Annotated in this window: 6 protein-coding genes, 1 tRNA gene and 1 pseudogene; 7 read left to right on the forward strand and 1 reads right to left on the reverse strand. The window is 52.6% G+C overall.

All coding sequences use genetic code 11. The features are described 5' to 3' along the window. Positions 1-176 precede the first annotated feature (176 nt). A complete protein-coding gene (gene yejK / locus Dpoa2040_RS08710; protein ID WP_042870086.1) occupies positions 177-1,187 on the reverse strand; it encodes a nucleoid-associated protein YejK in 1,011 nt (336 codons plus the stop codon). Positions 1,188-1,348: 161 nt separating this feature from the next. Here yejK and Dpoa2040_RS08715 point away from each other — a divergent pair, with 161 nt between their 5' ends. From Dpoa2040_RS08715 to Dpoa2040_RS08745, 7 genes and pseudogenes are all read left to right on the forward strand, one after another. Further along, positions 1,349-1,579 (forward strand): YejL family protein, encoded by a 231-nt coding sequence (locus tag Dpoa2040_RS08715; RefSeq protein ID WP_168641002.1) that lies wholly within the window; start codon positions 1,349-1,351, stop codon positions 1,577-1,579. Positions 1,580-1,592: 13 nt separating this feature from the next. Then, on the forward strand, positions 1,593-3,365 hold the full coding sequence (yejM, locus tag Dpoa2040_RS08720; protein WP_168641003.1) for an LPS biosynthesis-modulating metalloenzyme YejM: 1,773 nt from the start codon (positions 1,593-1,595) through the stop codon (positions 3,363-3,365). Between the two features lie 78 nt (positions 3,366-3,443). Continuing rightward, positions 3,444-3,520 (forward strand) — tRNA-Pro (locus tag Dpoa2040_RS08725). A gap of 191 nt (positions 3,521-3,711) precedes the next feature. Continuing rightward, positions 3,712-4,970: pseudogene (locus Dpoa2040_RS08730) on the forward strand (integrase domain-containing protein). 211 nt (positions 4,971-5,181) lie between these two features. Beyond that, the gene (locus Dpoa2040_RS08735; RefSeq protein ID WP_231389453.1) at positions 5,182-5,784 is read left to right on the forward strand and encodes a hypothetical protein; all 603 of its coding nucleotides are present in this window, start codon (positions 5,182-5,184) and stop codon (positions 5,782-5,784) included. A gap of 187 nt (positions 5,785-5,971) precedes the next feature. After that, positions 5,972-6,214: an AlpA family transcriptional regulator gene (locus Dpoa2040_RS08740; protein WP_246867273.1), complete on the forward strand. Its 243-nt coding sequence runs from the start codon at positions 5,972-5,974 to the stop codon at positions 6,212-6,214. A gap of 10 nt (positions 6,215-6,224) precedes the next feature. Further along, positions 6,225-6,343, forward strand: a 119-nt coding sequence (locus tag Dpoa2040_RS08745) for a transposase (protein WP_168641004.1), incomplete at its 3' end; no start/stop codon positions are given.

Genomic DNA, 6,343 nt, shown 5'->3' on the forward strand with positions numbered 1-6,343 from the left:
TGCCAAACCCGTTTGCAGTCAGAGACTATTTCTGCCTGAACTATTGCTGTATGAATTGTTGTATGAATAGTGCGCTACGTGAATTGAATACAGGAATAAAACACTGCGTGATAGCGCGGGCCTGCGTCGAGGCTCCCATCACAGGAGGCCTCGACGTAGACGAAAGAAAGGGAAAATCAGCGATCGCCGCCGCCGAACCGACGCTGCAACTGGTCGCGCAGATTAGGTGGCGTACCTTTGATGGTCAACGTATCCGTAGCCGGATCCCAGAAAATACGTTCGCCTAACAGCAGCGCATCGAAATTAATGCTAAGCCCGCCGCCGCTGCCGGCAAATTTGGTCAACTGCCGCAGCGTACTGCGATCTGCGGGAAAACTCTCTTCCAGTTCATAACCCTGCTCAGCAGTAAACGCCTGAAAGGTTTTGTCGCCCAGCGGCGGCAACTCTTTCGACAGCGCTTCCAGCTCAATTTCTTCACCCGCCTGCAACTGCTCGTTACAGTAGCTGTATACCTGCTGCCGATATTGCTGACGTTCGTTCTTATCCAGCTCCGCATCGGCGCAGTAATCATCCAGCGCTTTCAACAGCCCTTTGTTCTGCGCCTTGGTATCCAGCCCTTCCGCCGCTGCCAGAAAATCCATAAAAAAATCAGATACCTTACGGCCAACACGACCTTTCAGGAAAGTCAGATAGCGGGTAGATGTCGGGCTGGTTTCCCATTCGGTCAGATCGATACGCGCCACAATATCCGCATGATGAATGTCCAGATAATGGGTGCTGCTGATATCCAGCTGTTCGTTGACCCGCAGGCTATTGCAGCTGTTCAGCACCGCAATCAGCAAATACTCCACCGCCAGATACCGGTACTGACAAAACAGCACCACGCCCCCCTCAGCAAACGGATATTTTGCCAGTTCATCACGTAACCGACCGGTAGCCGCGCGGGAAAATGCCAGAAAATCATCATCACCTTTGCGGCAGGAACGTAATGCCGTCGCCAGTTCGCTCTCTTCATTAAACAGACCGTACGCCTTGCTTTTCGCGCTGTAAACGCGGTGCAGCTCCGCCATCATATCGCTGACCGCGCCGTTCACGGTCAGCAACGAATCGCGCAGCACCATTTCCAGCGACTGCTCGTCACGCTTGATTAGCTGATGCAGGGCAATCTGGTCGATATCCAGACTCATGGTAAACTCTCCTTCTGATAAGGAGCGTATTCAAGCACCAGCGGTTCCGCCATGCAACTCAAAGCATCCCGATTCTGAAACGCGGTGTTGATAAAAGTGCGGAAAACCACGTCTCTATACGGTAATATATTTGCCTTTCATCACCTGAGATACACGATTTTATGCCACAATCATCCCGTTATAGTGACGAACAAATCGAACAGTTGCTGTCTGATCTGGTCAATGTGCTGGAGCAGCACCACACCCCGACCGACCTCGCACTGATGGTGCTGGGTAACATGGTCACCAATCTGCTCAATACCAGCATCGCTAATCCGAAACAACGCGAAGCGCTGGCGGGTTCGTTTGCCAGCGCGTTGCAGGCGTCCATAAAAACCAACGACATCCACTGATGCTGGCCCGTTTATGGTAACCAACCGTCCGTGCTACCGAGAAAAAGTCTCCCAGATGATAAGCTGGGGGCACTGGTTTGCCCTGTTCAACATTCTGCTCGCACTGGGGCTGGGTAGCCGTTATCTGTTTGTTACCGACTGGCCATCATCGCTGCCAGGCCAGCTGTATTCATTGGTAAGCTGGCTGGGGCACTTCAGCTTTATTGGTTTTTCCGCTTACCTGCTGATCATTTTTCCGCTGACATTTATTGTGATGTCGCAGCGGTTGCTGCGCTTCCTGTCTGCGGCACTTGCCACCGCTGGCCAGACGTTGCTGATTGTTGATGCCTCCGTATTCAGCCGGTTCCATCTCCACCTGAACATGACCGTTTGGGATCTGGTCACCAACCCGGACCAGAGCGAAATGGTGCGTGACTGGCAGTTGCTGTTCATCGGCGTACCAATGCTCTTCATGATGGAGATGTTGTTTGGCACCTGGTGCTGGCAAAAGCTACGCAGCCTGAACCGTCGCCATTTCGCCAAACCCATGGCAACAGTATTCATCGTGGCGTTTTGCTTATCGCATCTGATGTACATTTGGGCTGACGCCAACTTCTACCGTCCGATAACCATGCAGCGCGCCAATCTCCCCCTTTCCTACCCGATGACGGCACGCCGTTTCCTGGAAAAACACGGCCTGCTCAATGCACAAGAATATGAGCGCCGTCTGGCATTACAGGGCAATCCGGATGCGGTGTCGGTAGAGTATCCGCTGAGCGACATCAGTTTCCGCGACGCCGGCAGCGGCTATAACCTGTTGCTGGTGGTAATGGACAGCGTACCGGACCAGGATACACCGCACTCCATGCCCAATCTGGCACGCTTCGCTGAAGAAAATGTACGTTTTAGCAATCATTTCAGCGCCGGTACTCAGCAGGATGGCAGCCTGTTCAACCTGTTCTATGGCATCTCCACCACCTATATGGATGGCGTGCTGGGCAGCAGCAAACCATCTGCGTTGATCGACGCATTAAGCCAGCAGGGTTACCAGTTTGGCCTGTTCTCAGCCAGCGGATTCAGCAGCCCTTTGTACCGTCAGGCACTGTTGTCTGATTTTTCGCTTCCGCCGGCACAACCGCAAAGCGATGAAGCCATCACTACCCAATGGACCAAATGGCTGGATAGCAATACCGATGCTCACTCGCCCTGGTTCTCATTTATCGAATTTAATCACAGCACGATAGGCAGCAATGGTCGTTCGCTTTCTGCCAACGAACAACAACGTCGTTATCGTCAGGACACCGTCAGCATTGATGAACAGATTGATCGCATCATCTCTACGCTGCGGGAGAAAAACCTGCTCGACAAAACGGTGGTAGTGATTACCGCAGAGCAGAGCAGCGCCGAACGCCTTAAAGCCGACGACCCGTCACCGTTAAACCGCGAACACCGGCAGGTGCCGCTGGTGGTGCACTGGCCGGAAACCCCAGCGCAAACCATTAGCAAAATGACCGACCCGAAAGACGTAATGACCACGCTAATGCAGCGTTTGCTGCATGTTAAAACTGCGACGGAAGATTACTCTCAGGGTGAGGATTTGTTCAGCGCCGGACGGCATACTAACTGGCTCATCAACGGGGACAACAATGGGCTAACCATTATCACGCCGCAGCAAATCATTCTGTTGGGGCGCAACGGCAGTTACCGCGCTTACGACCCTGATGGACGGCGGTTACCCAGTGAAAAACCCCAGTTGGGGCTACTCTTACAGGTGCTGACGGCTGAACGGCGATTTATTGCCAACTAACTGCCTAAATCTAAAGCGGTCGCTTGGGGCGGCTATTGCAATCACTCCGGGAAACGGTAGTATAGGCGCCCACAACATCGGCACGTAGCGCAGCCTGGTAGCGCACCGTCATGGGGTGTCGGGGGTCGGAGGTTCAAATCCTCTCGTGCCGACCAAATACCACTTCCGTAAGTACCGGTTACTGACGGAAACCCCACAGAAACCCGCATCCTCTCTGAGTTTGCGGGTTTTTTGTTGCCTGTTATCTGCCGGGATACCCCGTTTACAGCCGGAAACTTTGGGACTACGGTTTTATGGGACTAACTCGGCATAGTCCCATAAAACCGTAGTCCCAAAGGAAACGATCATGGCAATTCAGGCAAAGCCCCTTACCAACACGGAAGTCAAAGCCGCCAAAGCGACGGATAAAGAATTGTCATTGCATGACGGCGGCGGGTTGCTGCTGTTCGTCAAACCATCTGGTACAAAAACCTGGCGCTTTCGCTATTACCATCCACAGACCAAAAAGCGGACTACGCTCACCTTTGGCAGTTATCCAGCGCTCTCTTTGGCCGACGCCCGCCAAATGCGCGAAGCAGCCAAAGCACTTTTAGAAAAAGGCATCGATCCGCAATTCCACCAGCAACAGCAGCGCGAACAAGAGCAGGCAATCAGCCTGAACACGTTCGCCAAAGTCACCGCCGACTGGTATGAAGTGAAAAAATCTCAACCATTGGCCGCGAACACCATCAAAGATATCTGGCGCTCCCTGGAAAAGTACGTGTTCCCGTTCATCGCAAATCAGCCTATCAGCCTATCAGCCAGCTTACCGCCCGCCATTTCATCACCGCGCTGGAGCCGATACAGGCCAGCGGCAAACTGGAAACCGTTAAACGGGTTAGCCAGCGCATCAACGAAGTCATGGACTATGCCGTTAACTCCGGCCTGATACCGGCTAACCCGGCGGCGAAGATCCGCAAAGCATTTCAGACGCCGGTGAAAACCCATATGCCGACCATCCGGCCAGAGGCATTACCTGGCCTGATGAAAACGCTATCGGTCGCCAGCATCGAGCTACAAACCCGGTTATTGATTGAATGGCAATTGTTGACCGTTGCTCGCCCGGCTGAAGCCGCAGAAACCCGCTGGAGCGAGATAGACCTTACGCAGAACACCTGGACAATCCCGGCAGGCCGCATGAAGATGCGCCGCGAGCACGTCATTCCCCTGCCCCCACAAGCGTTAGCCATTCTGGACGCCATGAAGCCAATCAGCGGGCACCGGGAATATCTGTTCCCTTCCGCTAAAGACCCCAAACAGCCAATGAACAGCCAAACCGCTAACGCCGCATTGCGTCGCATGGGCTACAAAGGCGTGCTGGTGTCCCACGGCTTGCGCGCTATCTTCAGTACCGCCGCCAACGAAGCAGGCTTCCCGCCGGACGTCATCGAAGCCGCATTAGCTCACGTTGACACCAATGAAGTGCGCCGCGCTTACAACCGCTCCACCTATCTGGAGCAACGCAAGGTACTGATGTGCTGGTGGGGTGAGTTTGTTGAAACAGCCGCCACCGGGAAAGCGATGGCCGCAGACGGCGCAAAAGGGCTACGAGTGATTAACGTCTAATACTGTTTATTTATACAGTTATTTGTTGATTCCTGTTACAGCACTTCCTAAAATGGCGCTATCCGGTGAAAACCGATAGAAACTAGTACATTGCACTAGCCCTATCACCACGGGCCTTTGCATTCGACACTCTAGCCGAGGGAATATGCTGAAAATACCCAGACACATGCGGGGACTGATCGAGGTCACAGCACAACAGGTTGCTAGCGTTATGGCATCGCAAGGTAACGAAGATGCGCCTGTCTCTTACTGCGTTGATGACTTCCTGCCTGACTCCGTTCCCTATTACCACCATGAAGCTGAAACCGAAAACTATCTACAAACCATTTTTCAGGCGGTCAGATTTGGCGTAATAAAACCGATCCGCGCCTCAGCGACGCACGCATGGGGCGACACCACCAACATTTGGACAACCAAGATTGACGTAGACACTATCAATCAACACACGGAAATTCACGATGCCACCTTCCTGGCTACCGAGATTTGGCCGTGGGCTAACCAATTACTTTCTGATGATTCCCCCTGGTATGGCTTTTCCGATCCCAAAAAAGACACTCCATTACCAGAAAATTGGGGTGAATTCGCCAATCGTGATACCGCATTACTTCTTATCGCGGGTTTGGCAAAGGCGCTTGAAGGTAAAAGCGGTGGTGTTTATAAGTGGGGCAACAAGCTGAACCAGAAAAAACTGGCGGAAGATGCCGCGCTTGCGGTGAGTTGCGCACTTGGCACCGGTGAACCCGACAAAACAGAATCTTTTCGTAAGTTAATTGGCGAAGCGCTGGCAGCCATGTCGCTTAACTCAGACGCATAATTGACGATCACAGACAGAGTAACGGCCAGATCAGATTCTGGCCGTTACCAAACCAGCACCACTCATTACCTAACTCTATTTCTGACCCAGCCAACTATTTCCCCCGACTTACCACACTTTGACCGGTAATCCCGGTTAACTATTCGTACCGAACGGATAGCATCGGTTTTACTGGAGATCTTTGTTTATGAGTCTGTTAGAAAGAAAAATCCTGCTGAAAAAAGAAGTGAAAGCTATTTTGCGCGTCAGCTCTGACAGCAGCTTTCAGGAAATGATCAACGCCGGGGAATTCCCGAAAGGCTTTCGCATTGGCCTGCGCCGCGTAGGTTGGTTTGAAGATGAGGTTAACACCTGGCGGTCATGTAAGTATCCCAGCAAACCGAACCATTCACTTTTAGAGATCTTCCGACATACTGATTATGTCCCTTGAGGAGATCGCCATGCGTAAAGCCCGATTCACTGAACACCAGATCATAGCCGTTCTGAAGTCCGTTGAAGCCGGACGGACCGTCAAAGACGTTTGCCACGAAGCGGGAATATCCGAGGCTTTGTATTACAT

It is taken from the genome of Dickeya sp. CFBP 2040 (assembly GCF_012273755.1).
Taxonomy (GTDB): Bacteria; Pseudomonadota; Gammaproteobacteria; order Enterobacterales; family Enterobacteriaceae; genus Dickeya; species Dickeya poaceiphila.

Bases quoted from the DNA above. Each gene is read 5' to 3' on its own strand.
- Dpoa2040_RS08715 (WP_168641002.1), top strand. From the start codon at position 1,349: ATGCCACAATCATCCCGTTATAGTGACGAACAAATCGAACAGTTGCTG.
- yejM (WP_168641003.1), top strand. From the start codon at position 1,593: ATGGTAACCAACCGTCCGTGCTACCGAGAAAAAGTCTCCCAGATGATA.
- Dpoa2040_RS08740 (WP_246867273.1), top strand. From the start codon at position 5,972: ATGAGTCTGTTAGAAAGAAAAATCCTGCTGAAAAAAGAAGTGAAAGCT.
- Dpoa2040_RS08735 (WP_231389453.1), top strand. From the start codon at position 5,182: ATGGCATCGCAAGGTAACGAAGATGCGCCTGTCTCTTACTGCGTTGAT.
- yejK (WP_042870086.1), bottom strand. From the start codon at position 1,187: ATGAGTCTGGATATCGACCAGATTGCCCTGCATCAGCTAATCAAGCGT.